Here is a 17,300-nt window from a genome sequence, read left to right on the forward strand (position 1 = left end):
CCCGTCCACCCGATGCCAATGGAGGCATGGCGGGACGAAGACGGATTCCATGCTGAATTCGATCTGCCAGGCATCGATGCCGAGCAGATCGACATGGCCGTGGAAAAGAACATCTTGACCATCCGCGCCGAACGCACCAAGCCGGAAGGCCGTCAGTACGTGACCGGTTCGGAAAGACTGTGGGGCCACTTCACCCGCGAACTGGTGCTGGGGGATCATTTGGATACCGAGAGCATCCAAGCCTCCTATGTCGATGGCGTGCTGAGGCTGGATATTGCTGTGGCCGAAAGTGCCAAGCCCCGCCGTATCCAGGTTGCGGTCAACCGCGGCGGGAAAGACCCCAAGGAATTAACCAGCTAGTCAAGGATGCCCTTGAGGGGCATGCGCGGAGATGATGTGTCATGTCTGCCTTCATTGATCCGGTGTTCCACCCGTTGGTCATTGATGACGAGTTGCTTCTGGCCATATACGAGCTCGAGCTATCCACGGCACCGCGTCAGGACCCGCCGCCGCGAGCGCGCCCACGAACCGCGCTCGACGGTGTTCCGCGGCCCAGTCAGCGGTGTCCGGAAGCAGAGAACGATACCCGAGTGAGTGAAGGGTCAGTACGCGCCATCGGACCTGCAAGGGTTTATTCGCGTTCACCACCGGTAGCCGGTGAGCCTGGCCGAAGAACCTGAACAGAGTGGTCGACAGGGGTGCGTCCGAACCGAAGACCGGGCGCACCCCTTCGGAACGAGCAGCAACGGTTCGCACCAAGAACGACCCGTTGGCCAGAATTCGTTCAGCGGCGCGCGGATGCCTGAACCGACCCAGGACCGCGAGAAGCGAAGCGGCCTCGTCCGGCTTCCTTGGCCTATGGCCAAGAAGGACGCATCCACACCGGGGACACTGGATCAACCCCAAAGACCGATCCGAGTTGAACGAACTGATCGTACGGGAGGACGGCTCCGGGTGCCGACCGCGACCAGGGCGCATTGCAGTGCCGATCCCCAGCGGCATGCAGTCATCGTCCTAGGCCGGCACAGTGCCCCGCTGGCGGCTCCAGCCCACCTTGAGCGGTACCGGAGAAGCAATCGATTTGCTGCCGGCGAGCGGATGTCCCGACCCCGCCCGCCGCCCGCTAAATGGTTGGAAGCTGTGAATCAGGCGGAATCGCCGCGACAAGAATACGCAGGGCCTATGATTCGTGGTGACTCAGCTACCGACATAGAACACAGATTAGCTCTCGCACTTGGCGAATACCTGAGATTGCAAGGACTTGCTGCGGACATGAACGACAGGAGCACATGCGATGTTTCACCAAGAATTGCGGACCCACACGGCCGAAGAACTTAGGAATCTGTTGACGTCACCCCATGCGCAGGAGCACCTTCGCCGCTATGGTTGGCAGCCTGCGATGCCCATAGTCATCACTGCACCCTACGAAACGCTGGACACCGCGATGGGGCTGGTATCCACCTACAACTCGGCGGTCCTTATCGGATGTTATGACCCGTATTCGGACGAGCTCACCCTGTGGCAAGTTTCCGGGCCGGAATCCACCGAGCATCCCGAAGACGGCGTTGAACTCAAGCGCAATGAAGCGTACACCTTCCGGGAAATGTGTCAGAAAGCGATGCAGAGCCCCGCAGTGCGCTTCCGGCCCAAGGGATGGAACCATGATGTCCGCGTTCGAGAAATTCCGCTGTTTGCCCGCAGTGACCGCCTAACGTGCAGCCGCGAACAGATGATCCATTCCTCCCGGAAGCACACGCGCCCACTCGAACATATCCCCTTGGGCACTTCTGGTACCTAGCTTCGAGCGTTCCGCTCCTTCCGCGTGGCCTCCCAGAGGCGGCACGGGAAGATCGGCATCGAGGATATGGGACAACACGACGTGCCCTGCTCCGAGGCCCCATGCTTGCCGGCCAAACCAGCAATGCTCGGCCAGGCATCGCCGTGGCCTTGGCAGCGCATCGCGCGTTCATGCCCACTGGTCAGTGGACCTCGATTAAACCCGCAGGCCGCGGCGAGCTCCCCTTGTCGGGGAACTCACCGCGGCCTGTCTTCGACCTGGTGCTGACGGCGCCTAGATCAACGAGTCGCTCAGGTGGTTCGGAGTGCCGAAGCGGTGGGCGGTGATGGACACTGCCTGCTCGTGCAGGAACGGGAGCAGCTCCACACGACCGGCGCCGGTGACGTTCGAGGCGTAGATCGCCACGTCAGGCTTGCCGTTGGTGGCCTCTGCAACTTCGGAGAGCGACCCGCCGATCAGGCGGATGCGGGCCGAGGACTGCGGACCGGTCTTGGCTGCCAGCTTGGCGGCGCGGGCCGCGAAGCCCGCTGCGTCTTCGCGCACCACGGTGACCGAGTGCTCGGCCAGCAGGTTGCGCACGCCGCGCGGCAGCTCGACGTCAGCGGAGAACACCACGCGCGATCCCGCGGTCACGCCGGCGGCCAGCACGCGCAGCGCCTCGGCAATGCCGTGGCCGCTGGTCTCGTTCTCGTAGCGCACGGTCACGTCCACCGGGCGGTAGCGGAACACGTTGCGCTCGGCCTGCAGACCTGAACGGTCCTTGGCCTGGTTGAACTCGGTGTTCCACCACAGCTTGTCGCTGCCCAGGGCTGCGGACAGCCACTGGGTGTCGGCCTCGCCCAGACCCGCGGTGATCAGCAGGCGCTCATCGAAGGTGGACAGCGCGGCGGTCTCGGTGACCGGCGCATCGGTCCACGAACCCATGCCGACCAGGTAGTTCGGGCCGCCAGCCTTAGTGCCGGCGCCGATGGCCGACTTCTTCCATCCGCCGAACGGCTGGCGCTGCACGATGGCGCCAGTGATGCCGCGGTTCACGTAGATGTTGCCGGCCTGGATGTTCTCCAGCCAGTAGGCCAGTTCGTCCTGGTCCAGCGAGTGCAGGCCCGAGGTCAGGCCGTAGTCGATCTCATTGACCATGGCCACTGCTTCTTCCAGGGTCTCGGCAGTCATCACGCCGAGGATCGGGCCGAAGTACTCGGTCAGGTGGTACTCGCTGCCGCGCTTCACGCCGTAGCGCACGCCCGGGGAGTACAGCTTGCCCGAGTCGTCGAGCTGCTCGGGCTTCAGTTCCCAGCGCTCTCCGGCGCCCAGGGTGGTCAGGCCGCGCTTGAGCTTCTCGCCCGGCTCGCCGATCAGCGGGCCCATCTGCGACTCGGGGTTCCACGGGTAGCCGACCTTCAGCGACTTGACCGCGTCGATCAGCTGGCTGTTGAAGCGGCGCGAGGTGGCCACCGAGCCGACCAGCACGACCAGCGAGGAGGCCGAGCACTTCTGGCCTGCGTGGCCGAAGGCCGACTGCACCACATCCTTGGCCGCCAGGTCGAGGTCCGCATGCGGGGTGACGATGATGGCGTTCTTGCCCGAGGTCTCCGCAAGCAGCGGCAGGTCCTTGCGGAAGGAGCGGAACAGCTCGGCGGTCTCGTAGCCGCCGGTCAGGATCAGGCGGTCGACGCGGGCGTCGGAGACCAGCTGGGTGCCCAGCTCGCGCTCACCGACGAAGACCAGCTGCAGCACGTCCTTCGGCACGCCGGCGTCCCACAGGGCCTTGACCATGACGGCGCCGATGCGCGCGGCCTGGCTGGCAGGCTTGATGATGACGGCGGAACCCGCGGCCAGGGCCGACAGGGTGGAGCCGGCAGGGATCGCCATCGGGAAGTTCCACGGCGGGGTGACCACGGTCAGCTTGGACGGCACAAAGGTCGCACCGTCGACGGAGTCCAGGTCGCGGCCGCGCTGGGCGTAGTAGTGGGCGAAGTCGATCGCCTCGGAGACTTCCACGTCGCCCTGGTCGATGGTCTTCCCGCACTCGGAGCCGAGCACCTCGAGCATGGTGGCGCGGCGCTCTTCGAAGAGCTGGCCGGCGCGGTGCAGGATCTCGGCGCGCTTGGCCGAGCCCAGTGCCTGCCAGCCGGCGGCGGCGTCCACGCCCATGGCGATGGCCTCATCCAGTTCCGAGGAGGAGTGGATGGTGTGCGAGGAGACCAGGTCCTTGCCCAGCGACGAGTCCTGCATCTTGGCCAGGATCTCGCGGCCCCAGGCGCGGTTCTGGGCCAGGTCCGGATCGGTGTCCGGGGTGTTGAAGAACCCGGTGGTGCCCTCGATCAGGCCCTGGACCTTCCCGGCCAGCGCCTCGTCCTGGATCTGGCGGTTCTGCACGCGGTGCGGAGCCGGGACCTGCTCGCTCATGGCCTCCAGGGAAGCCAGGAAGCGGTCCTTCTCGCGCTGGAACAGCGCCTCGTTCTTCTCCAGCTCGAAGACCGCGGACATGAAGTTCTCCTGGCTGGCGCCCTCTTCGAGGCGGCGGATCAGGTAGGCGATCGCCACGTCGAATTCTTCCGGGTGCACCACCGGGGTGTAGAGCAGCAACTCGCCGACCTCGCGGCGCACCGCCTCGGCCTGGCCGGTGGCCATGCCCAGCAGCATCTCGAACTCGATGCCCTTGGTGACGCCGCGGGACTTGGCCAGCAGCCAGGCCAGGGCCACGTCGAACAGGTTGTGGCCGGCCACGCCGATGCGCACGTTCTTCACGTGCTCCGGGCGCAGCGCGTAGTCGATGACCATCTTGTAGCTGGTGTCGGAGTCCTGTTTGGTGTGCCAGGTGGCCAGCGGCCAGCCGTGGATGTCGGCTTCCATGGTTTCCATCGGCAGGTTCGCGCCCTTGACCACACGCACCTTGATCGGTGCGCCGCCATCGGCCACGCGGGCCGAGGCGAAGTCCTGCAGCTGGATCATGGCGCCCAGGGCATCCGGCAGGTAGGCCTGCAGCACGATGCCGGCTTCCAGGTTCTTGAACTCGTCCATGGACAGGATCCTGGTGAAGACCGCGATGGTCAGCTCCAGGTCCTTGTACTCTTCCATGTCCAGGTTGATGAATTTCTTCTTGGAGCCGCGGTTGGCCAGCTCGTAGAGCGGCTTGAGCTTCTCGATGATGTGCTCCACCGCCTCGTCGAAGGCCCAGTGGTTGTGCGGGGCCACGGTGGCGGAGACCTTGATGGACACGTAGTCCACGTCGTCGCGGGCCAGCAGCTTGGTGGTGCCCTCCAGGCGGCGGGCTGCTTCGCCCTCGCCCAGGATGGCCTCGCCCAGCAGGTTGACGTTCAGGTTGACGCCTTCGCGCTTGATCTTGGAGATCGCGCCGCCCAGCTTGGCGTCGGAGGCGTCGATGATCAGGTGGCCGACCATCTCGCGCAGCACCTTGCGGGCCGCCGGAACCACGATCTGCGGCACGATCGGCGCCATGACGCCGCCCAGGCCAACTGCCTTGCGCATGTACCACGGCAGGAAGGCCGGCACCTTCGGGGCCAGGGCCTTGAGGTTGGCGGCGGCGACGTTCAGGTCCTCGGGACGGATCACGCCGTCGACGAAGCCGACGGTGAAGTCCAGGCCGTTGGGGTCCTTGAGCACTCCGGCCAGGCGGGCGGCGGAGGCGTCGGTCGGGAACTGCGCGGCTTCGGTGAGCCAGCGGCGGACCAGCTTGATGGCGTCGTCGGCCAGTTCGGCCGGGGTGGTCATGGTGTTGCCGGCGGCGTCGACGGCCGGCGGCACGAGGTGCTGGGTGTTGGTGGAAGACACTTGTGGTCCCTTCGATGCGGTTCGTACATGGGGGTTCGGCACCGAACGCTCAGGTCGTTTTTGGGCTGTGCTGGCCGCCTGCTCCGGTCAGGAACCACGCGCCACGCGAAGCTGTGTGCAAGATTGAGTATGACCCTTTTGCGGGTTAAGCAAAAGTGAACAAAACCGAAGGATTTCATTCGGGTTTGCTAATGTTTCCACAGGGTCTGAAATTCACCGGAAAACGCGGGGGTAAACCATGCTTGAACTGCGCCGATTGCGGCTGCTTCGGGAATTGAGCATCCGCGGCACCATCGCGGAGGTCGCCGACGTGCTCAGCTACTCCCCTTCCTCGGTTTCGCAGCAGCTCACCCAGCTGGAGGCGGAAGCGGGCGTGGAGCTGCTGCGCCGCACCGGACGCACGCTGCAGCTGACCCCGCAGGCCCAGGTCCTGGTGGCCCACACCGAGGAACTGCTTGGCTCCATGGAGCGGGCCGAAGCGGCGCTGGCCGCCACCTTGTCCACGGTCACCGGTACCGTGCGCCTGGCCGTGTTCCAAACCGCCATGCTGGCCCTGATGCCGCCGGTACTGCGCGAGCTGCGCACCACCTACCCGCGCCTGCGGGTGGAGATGAGCCAGCAGGAGCCGGCCGAGGCACTGCACGAAACCAGCAGCCGCAACTTCGACCTGGTGGTCGCCGAGCAGTACCCCGGGCACGCCGCCCCGCACTATGAAAACCTCGACCGACGAGTGCTGACGCACGACGCCATCCGGTTGGCGCTGCCGGCCCGGGGTGCGGCGGGCAATGCCGAATTCGACCGGGTCGCCACCTTGGAGCACGCCGCGCACCTGCCCTGGGTGATGGAGCCGGAGGGTGCGGCCAGCCGCCACTGGGCCGAGCAGTCCTGCCGGCTGGCCGGCTTCGAGCCGGACGTGCGCTACGAAACCGCGGACCTGCAGGCCCATCTGCAGCTGGTGGCGTCCGGCAACGCGGTGGCGCTGCTGCCCGCACTGGTGCTGCGCACCGATTCCGGGACGCTGCGCGCGGTCGAGCTGCCGGGCGCGCCGATGCGCACCATCTTCACCGCCATGCGGCATTCCTCGACCCAGTCCCCGGCCATGCAGGCGGTGCGCTCGCTGCTGCACCGGCAGCCCGGAATGATCGACGAGCAGGGTTCGGCCGACCCGCCGCCGACCAAACGGCTCCTTCGATGAGTTGGGTCACATTTCGGTAACAACGCTCCGGGCGGAACGCGACAAACCCTCCAATTGGTGCCATAGTGGTGACTCGCACCACAAGACCCGCGTCCCGCCCCGGTACATCATCGCGGCGGGCAGAACAGGTTATGAGGAAACATGTCCGACCAGACTTTTCAGATGATCGCGATCGCGATCTACATGGCCGCCATGCTTGGCATCGGCTATATCGCGTATCGCCGCACCAACAACATCGATGACTACATGCTGGCCGACCGCGGCCTGAAGCCCTGGGTGGCTGCGCTGTCGGCTGGCGCCTCGGACATGTCCGGCTGGCTGCTCATGGGCCTGCCCGGTGCCATCTACCTGGGCGGCATGCACGAAGCCTGGATCGCCATCGGCCTGCTCATCGGCGCCTGGCTGAACTGGAAGTTCGTGGCCCCGCGCCTGCGCTCCTACACCGCCATCGCGCAGAACGCGATCACCATCCCGAGCTACTTCGAGAAGCGCCTGAAGGACGGCACGCACATGCTGCGCATTGCCTCCTCGATCATCATCCTGGGCTTCTTCACCTTCTATGTCTCCTCGGGCATGGTGGCCGCCGGCAAGTTCTTCGACTCCACCTTCAACTGGCCGTACATGACCGGCCTGCTGTTCGTCGCCGGCATCACCCTGCTGTACACGCTGTTCGGCGGCTTCCTGGGCGCCTCGCTGACCGACATGGTCCAGGGCCTGCTGATGTTCGCGGCCCTGGTCGCGGTGCCGATCGTGGCAGTCCTGCAGGTCGGAGACATCAATACCCTGGGCCAGCGCATCACCGACGCCAACCCGGTGGCCTTCAACCTGTTCTCCTCCTTCGACGGCAACGGCACCTTCCTGGCCATCGTCGCGATCTTCTCCACCGCAGCCTGGGGCTTCGGCTACTTCGGCCAGCCGCACATCCTGGTGCGCTTCATGGCGCTGCGCACCCCGGCCGAGGCCAAGAGCGCACGCCGCATCGGCATCGGCTGGATGTTCCTGACCACCCTGGGCGCGGTGTGCACCGCACTGATCGGCATCGCCTACTTCGCCGACGCCCCGCTGGACAAGTCCAGCAGCGAGACCGTCTTCCTGCTGCTCAGCCAGGTCTTCTTCCACCCGCTGATCGCCGGCCTGGTGCTGGCGGCGGTGCTGGCGGCGATCATGTCCACCATGTCCTCGCAGCTGATCGTCTGCTCCTCCGCGCTGGTGGAGGACCTGTACAACATCGCCGGCCGCAAGGCCTCCCCGAAGGCCCTGGTGAATCTGGGCCGCGCCGGCGTGCTGGTTATCGCGGTCATCGCCGTGCTGCTGGCGCTGGACCCGAATTCATCGATCCTCAAGCTCGTATCGTTTGCCTGGGCTGGCTTCGGCGGCGCCTTCGGCCCGATTGTGCTGCTGAGCCTGTACTGGCGCAAGCTGACCGCCATAGGCGCCTTCGCCGGCATGGTCTCCGGCGCCGTGGTCGTCTTCGTCTGGGGCAACATCCCAGATCTTTCGAATGCAATGTATGAAATCGTTCCTGGCTTCGCCATCAACCTGCTGGTTGCCTGGCTGGTGTCCCTGGGCACCTACCGCCACAACGAGCAGGTGCAGGAAGAATTCACCGAAATGGAGAACGAGCTCGGCGTCAAGGTCACCGCCTAAGCGCCGCCCGCGCCAACCTGCATATGGCTCCCGCCATCCCCGGACCCAGGGGACGGCGGGAGCCGTTGTTTTCCCCGAACAGCAGATCGCGTAACAGTCCGAGCACACGTCCGGTTCCTGCCCACCGAACAGCCTTCCACCAAGTAGCCTTGGGATAAGCCGCAAGCTCCACGACGCAGGGGGAATCTCGATGAGTAGCACCAAGAAGTTCACGCACTGGCAGCGCACTGAGTCGCAGTTCCTGGCGGCGGGCGCCGACGCCGTGTATTCGATCGTCGGAAACCTCTCGCAGACCGGGCACTGGATGAAGCAGCTGGGCTTCACGGTGCATGACGACCAGCGCGGAGTCGGCACCAAGGTGGACCTGCTGCCTCCGGGCAAGGTCTTCGGCCCGTTGCACCGGGCCACCGCGCCGTCCGGCTCCATCACCCGCCGCAACCAGGCCGCACGCATGGTCGAGTTCACCCAGCCTCAGCCCGGCGGTTCCATGGTGCTGCGCTGGCGCGTCGACGAGCACGAAGGCGGCTGCATGCTGCACTTCACCGTCGAGCTGCACGGACCGGGCACCACCGCCTTCAAGTTCACCGTGGGCAAGGACCTGTGCGAGGACTTCGCCGTGTCCGCAGCCCGGCTCTACCGGCTGATCGCCCACACCGCGCACATCAAGCTCAACGCCCATGTGGTCATTGCCGGCGGGCGCGGGTTCCTGGGCCGCAACCTCGCCGCGGACCTGGTCTGCCGAGGTGCCTCGGTGGCGGTGCTTTCGCGCACCCGCGAGGCTGATTTCCCCACCGAACAGTACATCTGGGATGGGCAGCACCAGGGCCCGTGGACCGGTGCCTTCGCCAGCGACCGACCGGTGCACCTGGTCAACCTGGCCGGCGAGCGCGTGGACAAGCGCAACACCGCCCAGAATATCGCCGAACTGACAGATTCGAGGGTGCGCACCACCCGTACGCTGGCCGAGGCCACCGCCAAGGGCTCGAAGCTGGCCACCTGGATCCAGTCCAGCACCACCGCGATCTTCTCCGATGCCGGCGAAACGGAACTCACCGAGTCCAGCCCCATCCCCACCGGCGAGCAGGCGCTGCCCGAGATGACCGGTGTTGCCGCCGCGTGGGAGAAGGCGTTCACCCAGGCTCAGGTCAATGCCGAGCACCGCTACATCCTGCGCACCTCCCTGGTCATGCATCCGGACGCCCCGTTGCTCGGCCCGCTGAATCTGCTGGCGAACACCGGGCTGGGCGGAAAGCTGGGCCACGGCAAGCAGTGGTTCAGCTGGATCGGCATGGATGATTGGCTGCACGTCATCCGTTGCCTGCTGCGCCTTGAAGCACCTGAAATCCCCGACGGAATCGTGCACGCCACGGCCCCGAATCCGCTGCGCAACGAGGAAGTGATGACAGCCCTGCGCTCGCTGGCCGGGATGCCCGGTGTGCCGACCGGGAGCCTGATTCCCACGGTGGGCGCGGCGGTCATGGGCACCAATGCCCGGGTCATCCTGACAGGACGCAAGGCGACCAGCACTGTCCTTCGCGACGCAGGTTTCGAATTCAAGGAGCTGGATTTCGCGGCGACCGTTGGTCGCTAGCCGGATCCGGGATAGGTCGGTGGATCTTTCGTAGATCCTCCGGCCTTCGCCATGTCATTTCGGGTCACAAAAGCTCAGGCCGAGGCGCTGCCCGCAGCTTCGCGCCATGTCACCGGGCGGCAGCGGGCGACACCGGCCAATGTTCATCGGCCGTTCACCGTCCGGTGTTCCGGCGCTCACCGCAAGCGCTGAGCATGAAACTGTCACACCCCGTGCGCGCAGTGACCTGCCTCTTGACCGTTTGAGAAGGACCGACTCCGACATGGCCAATGTTCTCGAAGCTTCATCCCACATCACACGTCCACGAATCCCGAAGCCCAGCGAGCTGTCCAAGCTGCGCCATCAGGTCCAGGCCACCGAAGGCTTGAACGCGAATGTCGCTACCGACGCCGCCTACAACGACGAGCCCCATCCCGAAGCGGCCCCGCAGGTGCTGCCTTTCGGACGGCAGCTGAAGAACATGAGCGAGGTGCGCCATTTCTTCCGGACCAATCAGACGCCGATCTATTTCATTGGCGCGACCCCGGTGAACCTGCTGGGGCTGGACCGCTGGGTTCGAAAGTTCAGCTACATCACCTATTACGACGGGTGGGACGGACAACATCCGCGCGTCTTCACCCCCAGTGAGAAACCCTATGTCGAATTCGACAGCGCCGAGGAGATCAACAACTGGCTGCTGGAGAACTCGGAGGTCCGCGAATTCATCGACTCCCAGCGCACCGTCGGCGGGCCGAAGCCCAAGGTCGCCATGGTGTTTTTCAACGAAGAGACCGAATCCATCTGCGAAGAGCTAGGCTACGACCTGATCCTTCCCCCGGCTGCGCTGCGCACCGAACTTGATTCAAAAATCGTCACTACCAAGCTGGGCAACGCCGCCGGAGCTCCCTCGGTGCCCAATGTGCTGGGCACCGCTTCCAGCTACCACGAGCTGATGGCCTTGGCGCGCAAGGGCAAGCTCGGAAACGACCTGGTGGTGCAAACCCCCTACGGCGATTCGGGCAAGACAACATTCTTCATCGCCCACGAAGAGAACTGGAACCAGTATTCGAAGTACATTCTCGGCGAAGACCTCAAGGTCATGAAGCGCATCAACAACCAGCCGGTGGCCGTCGAGGCGGTCCTGACCCGCTGCGGCACCGTGGTGGGACCGATCCTCACCGAACTGGCCGGTTACAAGGAGCTCACTCCCTACAAGGGAGGGTGGTGCGGCAATGAAATGCACCCAGATATCCTCACGGACTCGCAGCGAGCGCGGGCCATTGAGCTGGTGCGAAACGTCGGCAGCGGCCTGCAGAATACCGGGTACCGCGGCTTCTTCGAAGTCGACGTGCTGGTGGACACCGACACCGATGAGGTGTACCTGGGCGAATTGAATCCGCGCATCTCAGGGGCCAGCGCAATCACCAATGTCACCGCCGGCGCCTACGCGGACGTTCCGCTGTTCCTCTTCCACCTGCTGGAGTACCTCGACGTGGACTTCAAGCTGGACGTGGACGAGATCAACGAACGCTGGCAGGAGATGTCCGGGGCTGACGTATGGAGCCACATGATCATCAAGGAAACCGACGACATCCTCCAGTACCTGACCCACGCGCCGCGCACGGGCAACTACCACCTCGATTCCCGCGGCAAACTGCAATTCTCCCGCTCGGCCCTGGACTGGCACCAGCTTCAGAACCACAAGGAAGCGTTTTTCCTGCGCATCTACGGCGAGCACGACTACCGTTGGAAGGGAGCCGATCTTGGGGTCCTGGTCACCAAGGCCAAGCTTCAGTACGAAGGCAAAAAGAAAACCAAACTCACCATCGATGCCAAGCATTTCATTTCCTCCATCCGCTCCCAGTACAAGGGCATCGACGTTCCTCCCAATGACAATGGACATTGATTCGGCGGGCCCTCCCGGCGATGGCGTCCTTCCCGCCCGGCCTGAACCCGCAGGCGCCCTGTCCATCGCCAACTGGCAGGCCCCGCAGAACGTCAAGCGCTCGTTCCAGAACATCGCACGCATCCACCCGACCGTACGGGTCTCCCGCGGCGATGGGCCGATCGTCAAGCTGCCGCTGGCCGAGGAGAAGCTCGGCAAGCTCGAGGTCGCCAAATCCAGCTTCACCGATCCAGCCCTGACGGTGCGAGGAGTCATCCACGCGACGAATACCGACGCGGTGCTCGTCATCCACAACGGACGGATCCTATGGGAGAAGTACTACAACACGATGACCGCGCAGAGCGACCATCTGCTGATGTCGGTGAGCAAGACGCTGGTGGGCACCTTGGCCGGCGCACTCGCCGATGCCGGGCTGCTGGATGTGTCCCGGCAGGTGTGCAGCTACGTTCCGTCGCTGGCGCGCACCGGTTATGCCGGGGCCAGCGTGCGCGACATCCTCGATATGCGCTCGGGCATCCAGTTTTCGGAGGAGTATCTGGATCCCAACGCCGAGGTGCGTCTGCTGGAAGAGGCCATCGGCTGGGCGCCGGAGCGCGGATCAATCGGCCCGGTCGGGATGTACGACTTCCTGCTGACGCTCAAGGCCAAGAAACCCCATGGCGGACCGTTCGAGTACCGGTCCTGTGAAACCGACGTGCTGGGCTGGGTCTGCGAGGCTGCTGGCGGAGCTCCGATGCAGCAGCTGCTCTCCGAATACGTGTGGTCGAAGCTCGGCGCCCAGCAAGATCTGCTGATGGGTGTGGACCAATTCGGGACCGGAATGTTCGACGGCGGCTTCAACACCACGCTGCGGGATCTGGCCCGCTTCGGGCACCTCTACGTCAACGGCGGCCGCGCACTGACCGGGAAAGCGGTGCTTTCTCCGGCGTGGATTGAGGATACCTTCCGGCAAAGCGATGAGCTGTTCCAGGCGTTCGCCCAGTCGCCGGGAGAGAACCTGATGCCCGGTGGCCGGTACCGCAACCAGATCTGGTTCCCCAATCCCGCCACGAATGCGGCGGTGGCGCTGGGCATCCACGGGCAGATGATCTACATGGATCCCGCGGTGAAGCTGGTGGCGGTCAAGCTCTCCAGCTGGCCCTTGCCGCAGGATGCTTCCAAGCTCTTCCCCACCCTGCGGGCGTTCGAGGCCGTGGCACGGCACTTGGGATGCCCGGCCTGAACCCGTAGGCCGCAAAGCAACGCCCCGGCCGCTCTCTGGCAGCGTCCGGGGCGTGCGGCGGGCTGCGCCGCTAGCTGTCGGCGGCGAATTCGCGCAGCGCGCGGTTCGTAAAGACCTGGTAGCCCAGGTCCGGATGGTATCCGTGGATCTCCCGGGTATCGAGCACGTCCATGTAGCGCATGATCTCCATGGTGACGACCTGCCCCGGCACCAGCACCGGGAAGCCCGGCGGGTACGGCGTGACGAACACCGCGGAAACCACCCGTTGCCCGGCGCCGATGCGCTCCTTGATCTGGGCCGAGGAGAGGAACTGGGTGGCCGGGTCCTGATACGTCAGGTAGTAGGCGGCGCGCATGTTGCCGCTGCCGCCACCACCGGCGAACTGCGGGGCAAACGAACTGAAATCGGGAAGCGGGATCTGTCCCGGCCCCTCCACGGTGCCCATGGCCAGCACGCGGCCGTCGATCCGGCTCTGGCGTTCCAGGCCCTCGGCGATCTTCACCAGCACCTCGATCAGGTGCGCCGCGGCCGAACGGGTCGTGCCGATATTGGTCATCAGCAGCACCGAGCTGCGGCTGGTCTTGTTGACCTGGATCGAATGCCCGTCCATCAGGTAGGTGTGCTTGAACGTGTCCCCGTCCACTCCGGTCCGGCTGATGTCCAAGGTCAACCGCGACGGGTCGACCACCAGCTCGTCCTGCTGCCAGGATTCGTCCCAGACCGCCAGCCCGTCCCGCACCGGATTCGCCGTCCGCGTGCAGCGGTATTCCTCCGGGATCAGGTCCGCGGTGTTCAGGATGCGGAAGTACTTGCTCAGCAGCTTGTTCCGGCTGACTGCCCTGGCGATCGACTGGGCGAGGTCCACCTGCCGCTGGACCAGCGCGTAGCCTTCAAGTTCCGCCTGCCGGCGTCCAATATCCAGCGAAGCGAGGATCTGGTAGTTCGGCGAGGTCGAGGTGTGGGTCATGTAGGCTTCGCGGAACGTATTCAGGTTCCTGGCCGCGAAATCCTGGTCGTAGATGTGGATCATGGATCCCTGGCGCAGGGAGGTCAGGGTCTTGTGCGTCGATTGGGTTGAATACACCCGCAGGCGGACGGCCTCGGGATCCGGAATCAGCCGGGTGCGCAACCAGGCTTCGTCGTTGGCTGGATCCTGCGCGGTACCGGGCTCGGGCAGCGCGGCGGCCTGGGCCGCGTAGCGCTCCTGGTACTCTACGGTCTCCATTTGCGCTTCCATACGGGCCGCGGCGGTCATGCCGGTGCGCCGGCGGTAGACCGGATGGAAGCCGGCGAAGGCGAACCAGGCCTCGTCCCAGAGGAACACGAGGTCGGGCTTGATGGCGAGGCATTCCTCCATGACCCGGCGCGGATCGTAGATGATGCCGTCGAAGGTGCAGTTGGTCAGCGTCAGCATCTTGACCTTGTGCAGCAGCCCCTCGCGGCGCAGCTGCAGCAGCCGGCCCTTGATTTCCTGAAGCGGCACCGCGCCGTACATGGAGTGCTCGTTGAGCGGGTAGGCCTCCAGATAGCTCACGTTCGCCCCGGCCAGCACCAGCGAATAGTGGTGCGACTTGTGGCAGTTGCGGTCCACCAGCACGATGTCCCCCGGGGCGAGGACCGACTGGTGCACGATCTTGTTCGCGGTCGAGGTCCCGTTGGTGACGAAGTAGGTTCGGTGGCTCAGGAAGGCCCGGGCCGCCAGTTCGTGGGCCTTCTTGATGGAGCTCTGCGGGTCCAGCAGCGAGTCCAGCCCGCCGGAAGTCGCCGAGGTCTCGGCCAGCAGCAGGTTCTTGCCGTAGAAGTCCACCAGGTCGCGCGCCCACGGCGAATTCTTCACCGAGGCGGCCCGGGAGATCGGCAGCGCGTGGAAGACCCCGCCCGGGCGCTTGGCGTACTTCTGCAGCGCGGCGAAGAACGGGGTGTCGTAGCGGTCGGTGATCTCGGCGAGGATCGACAGATGCAAATCCATGCGGTCATTGCGCGAGAAAATGCGGCGGAAGCGCCCGGTGATCTCATGGGCGATGGATTCAAGCGCAACCCCGGCGATCAGGTACACCGGCAGCTCAGGGCGCAGCTTCTCCAGGATCTGTTCCAGGTCCAGCAGCCCCTGGATCTGGCGCCGGGAGGTGAAGTATCCCGCCATCCGCCCGGCGATGAAGTTCTGCAGCGTGGAACTGAGCCGGCGGCTGGATTCCAGCGAATACCTGGCCGAAAGCACCACCGACTGGATCGAGGGGTTGATGACGATCGCCGCCAGCGCGTCCTCGACGCTGGGAACCACCACGAAGTTGTAGTGGAACGGATCGGTGCGCTGGCGCTGCTCGAGGATTTCCTCCTTGAAGCGTTCGATTTCCTCCGCCGGGCCATTGTCCACCAGCAGGATCTCGACCTGCGGAACCGTGCGCGCGCCGTGCTGCTGGGGGCTGCCATGGGAGGCGCCTCGTTCAGCAGGCTCGGGCGCGGCGCTGTCATGGCCATCGGCATCGAAGTACTGGGTCTGGGTCCGGAAAGTCTGGTTGGCCTGGTAGACCAGATGCATGGCGTCCTCGTAGTGCCCGTCGGACATCAGGGCGGCCACGCGGTTGAAGTATTCAAGCCCCGGATTGGCCCAATAGGGTTCGATCGCGGACAGCAGCCCGAGCAGCCGCCCGGCTTCCTGCTCGTTCTCCCGTCGTCCGGCTTCGTCGACCGGGATGGAGGCGATCTCGCTGAGTACGTAGCCCAGGTGTTCCCACGCGTCTTTGCGTTTTCTCCACGCGCTCTCCGGCGTCGCGATTGCCTGCTTGTTGCTCTTGGCTAACCTCATCGTCACGGTTGCCGTTGTCCTCTCAGCTCTGCAGCACGAACCGATGCTCGATCGGTGACGGAAGCGTCCTGCGCTGCCTTCTAATCGAGACAATAGGCGAAATCTTGCGCCCTTTTGAGGCGCAGAAGCGCATATGACGGATTATGATCGGCTATCAGCCAAGAATTCTCCTGCCGTTAACCGGCTTCGCGTTCGCCGCAGCCGGGCTACTGCGCTGGCCTCGCCAACGGGACCTATCGGGTCCTGTCGGCTGCCGGGTGCGTCCGGCTACCGTCCGCTGGCCGTGGAGACGAGCCGTCCTCCGCGCTTGCGGGCACCGAGCACCACCGAGGTGCGCAGCTGTACCATCTGCCCCCAGTCGGTCTGCGCGATGAAGCGGTACAAGTCCTGCTGGGAAGGCACCGTCACGTCGACCAGCAATTGCGCGTCCCCGGCGATGGCCGCCAGATAGCGCACCTGCGGCAGCTGGCTCAGGCGCTGGCCCAACTCGTCGATGCGCTCCGGGGAGACCTGCACCCACAGCAGCGCTTCGACCGGAAGTCCCAGCAAGGCAGGCTCCACCAGCGTGCGGATGCTGATGTGCTCCCCGCGCAGCAGCGCCTCCACCCGGCGCGATACCGACGATTCCCCGAGTTTCACCTGGCGGGAGATCGCCTCGATGCTCGCCCTGCCGTCGCGGCGCAGCGCATCGATGATCGTCAGGTCCGTTGCGTCCAGCGCCTCGGTCGGATGCCATTCGGTGCGTTCGCCCCCGACCTCCGGCTCCAGCATCCGCAACTGCGCGGTGCTCAGGTTCCCGGCCCTCCAGCCCCTGATGGTCTTGAAGAATTTCAGGATCGGATACACCTGGATCTGGCTCAGCCCCGGGGTCGCCGGCAGCTGGAGGGTCAGGATGTCTTCCAGTCCCCCGTCGTAGTGCAGTTCGCTGACCACGTCGCTCTGCCCCGTCACCATATAGGTGAAGCTCGTGTCAGCTCGGGCCGACAGTGCCTCGCTGGCCACCGGAACCGTGCCCGGAACGCAGTTCAAGGCCGCGATCACCGCTCCGGCACGATGGCGGATGGCGGCGATGTTCACCTTGCCGTCCTCCAGCAACGCGGCCCCGTGCCGCGCCACCGTGCGTTCTGGCTCGTCCAGGACCTTGGCGATCTTGCGCCAGGTGGCCCGGCCGTCGACCTGGAGGGCCATGACTATGCGTTGCTCGAGTTCGCCCAACTCCTGAAAATCAACCATGACTTCAACTTTCGGGCTAATGCGACCGGGGCGCAACATTCGTCCGTCGGCTGACCGGCAGATGACGAATTCAGTTGCCAATTGCCCTATTGAACGCCATCTGGACCCTCGAAATGCGGGAAATCGTCAGA

Annotated in this window: 10 protein-coding genes; 7 read left to right on the plus strand and 3 right to left on the minus strand. The window is 65.0% G+C overall.

The annotated features are described in order from the left end of the window. Both DFO58_RS11160 and DFO58_RS11165 read left to right on the plus strand, forming a co-directional pair. Positions 1-360, plus strand: a 360-nt coding sequence (locus DFO58_RS11160) for an Hsp20/alpha crystallin family protein (RefSeq protein WP_147407271.1), incomplete at its 5' end; no start/stop codon positions are given. A 934-nt stretch (positions 361-1,294) separates the two neighbouring features. Beyond that, positions 1,295-1,798 (plus strand): hypothetical protein, encoded by a 504-nt coding sequence (locus tag DFO58_RS11165; RefSeq protein WP_120990871.1) that lies wholly within the window; start codon positions 1,295-1,297, stop codon positions 1,796-1,798. A 273-nt stretch (positions 1,799-2,071) separates the two neighbouring features. Here DFO58_RS11165 and DFO58_RS11170 read toward each other — a convergent pair whose 3' ends face one another. Beyond that, positions 2,072-5,530 (minus strand): proline dehydrogenase family protein, encoded by a 3,459-nt coding sequence (locus tag DFO58_RS11170; RefSeq protein ID WP_120991391.1) that lies wholly within the window; start codon positions 5,528-5,530, stop codon positions 2,072-2,074. 298 nt (positions 5,531-5,828) lie between these two features. Between DFO58_RS11170 and DFO58_RS11175 the strand changes: the two genes are divergently transcribed. The 5 genes from DFO58_RS11175 to DFO58_RS11195 all read left to right on the plus strand — a co-directional run bounded on the left by DFO58_RS11175 (position 5,829) and on the right by DFO58_RS11195 (position 13,130). After that, positions 5,829-6,785, plus strand: coding sequence for a LysR substrate-binding domain-containing protein (locus tag DFO58_RS11175; protein WP_047120012.1), 957 nt, complete (start codon positions 5,829-5,831; stop codon positions 6,783-6,785). A gap of 141 nt (positions 6,786-6,926) precedes the next feature. Further along, positions 6,927-8,432, plus strand: a complete 1,506-nt coding sequence (putP, locus tag DFO58_RS11180) for a sodium/proline symporter PutP (RefSeq protein WP_047120013.1) — start codon at positions 6,927-6,929, stop codon at positions 8,430-8,432. Between the two features lie 190 nt (positions 8,433-8,622). Beyond that, a complete protein-coding gene (locus DFO58_RS11185) occupies positions 8,623-10,023 on the plus strand; it encodes an NAD-dependent epimerase/dehydratase family protein (RefSeq protein WP_244910836.1) in 1,401 nt (466 codons plus the stop codon). Between the two features lie 262 nt (positions 10,024-10,285). After that, on the plus strand, positions 10,286-11,908 hold the full coding sequence (locus tag DFO58_RS11190) for a biotin carboxylase (protein ID WP_120990873.1): 1,623 nt from the start codon (positions 10,286-10,288) through the stop codon (positions 11,906-11,908). Continuing rightward, positions 11,892-13,130 carry a serine hydrolase gene (locus DFO58_RS11195; protein WP_286163569.1) on the plus strand — a complete coding sequence of 413 codons (1,239 nt, stop codon included), beginning with the start codon at positions 11,892-11,894 and terminating at the stop codon, positions 13,128-13,130. The genes DFO58_RS11190 and DFO58_RS11195 overlap by 17 nt, the downstream gene beginning before the upstream one ends. Before the next feature lie 70 nt (positions 13,131-13,200). On the opposite strand, the gene DFO58_RS11200 is transcribed toward DFO58_RS11195, so the two are convergent. Next, complete coding sequence (locus tag DFO58_RS11200; protein ID WP_120990877.1) at positions 13,201-15,936, minus strand: ornithine decarboxylase; 2,736 nt, start codon at positions 15,934-15,936, stop codon at positions 13,201-13,203. 267 nt (positions 15,937-16,203) lie between these two features. After that, on the minus strand, positions 16,204-17,169 hold the full coding sequence (locus DFO58_RS11205) for an AsnC family transcriptional regulator (RefSeq protein ID WP_047120016.1): 966 nt from the start codon (positions 17,167-17,169) through the stop codon (positions 16,204-16,206). Positions 17,170-17,300: the final 131 nt, after the last annotated feature.

The organism is Arthrobacter sp. AG1021 (assembly GCF_003633665.1).
GTDB classification, from domain to species: Bacteria; Actinomycetota; Actinomycetes; order Actinomycetales; family Micrococcaceae; genus Glutamicibacter; species Glutamicibacter soli.

What these genes read in the sequence shown, in the direction of transcription:
- DFO58_RS11165 (WP_120990871.1), top strand. Translation starts at nt 1,295, where the DNA reads ATGTTTCACCAAGAATTGCGGACCCACACGGCCGAAGAACTTAGGAAT.
- DFO58_RS11170 (WP_120991391.1), bottom strand. Translation starts at nt 5,530, where the DNA reads ATGACCACCCCGGCCGAACTGGCCGACGACGCCATCAAGCTGGTCCGC.
- DFO58_RS11175 (WP_047120012.1), top strand. Translation starts at nt 5,829, where the DNA reads ATGCTTGAACTGCGCCGATTGCGGCTGCTTCGGGAATTGAGCATCCGC.
- putP (WP_047120013.1), top strand. Translation starts at nt 6,927, where the DNA reads ATGTCCGACCAGACTTTTCAGATGATCGCGATCGCGATCTACATGGCC.
- DFO58_RS11185 (WP_244910836.1), top strand. Translation starts at nt 8,623, where the DNA reads ATGAGTAGCACCAAGAAGTTCACGCACTGGCAGCGCACTGAGTCGCAG.
- DFO58_RS11190 (WP_120990873.1), top strand. Translation starts at nt 10,286, where the DNA reads ATGGCCAATGTTCTCGAAGCTTCATCCCACATCACACGTCCACGAATC.
- DFO58_RS11195 (WP_286163569.1), top strand. Translation starts at nt 11,892, where the DNA reads ATGACAATGGACATTGATTCGGCGGGCCCTCCCGGCGATGGCGTCCTT.
- DFO58_RS11200 (WP_120990877.1), bottom strand. Translation starts at nt 15,936, where the DNA reads ATGAGGTTAGCCAAGAGCAACAAGCAGGCAATCGCGACGCCGGAGAGC.
- DFO58_RS11205 (WP_047120016.1), bottom strand. Translation starts at nt 17,169, where the DNA reads ATGGTTGATTTTCAGGAGTTGGGCGAACTCGAGCAACGCATAGTCATG.